A 296-nucleotide genomic window follows, 5' to 3' on the forward strand; every position below is an offset into this window, starting at 1 on the left:
TTTACCGGCTGTGCCCGCGGCCTGTTCGGCACCTATGCCCGCGATCATGTGATCCCCACCGACAACGACGACGAGCGTGGGATTGCGGTGGAGGAATTTATCTATCTGGAAGGGCCGGGCCCGCAGCTGGCCTATGCCCTGCTCACTGGCCTTGTGCTCGGTACTAATAATACTTTGCCCGACAACTGGCACCTGGGTACCCTGCGCGGTACCCCCAGCAATGGCGGGCGTGGTTTTTTGGGTTCCTGTCGCGGCGGTAATGGGCGCGGTTCTCTTATCGAGCTTACCCGCGGCAG

At 61.5% G+C, this 296-nt stretch carries 1 protein-coding gene; it reads left to right on the forward strand.

Annotated elements, in window-relative coordinates; genetic code table 11:
• A partial coding sequence (locus tag Q1A48_RS21540) for a hypothetical protein (RefSeq protein ID WP_299948941.1) occupies positions 1-296 on the forward strand: 296 nt, incomplete at both ends.

Origin of the sequence: uncultured Microbulbifer sp. (assembly GCF_947489355.1) — a bacterium.
Classification (GTDB): Bacteria; Pseudomonadota; Gammaproteobacteria; order Pseudomonadales; family Cellvibrionaceae; genus Microbulbifer.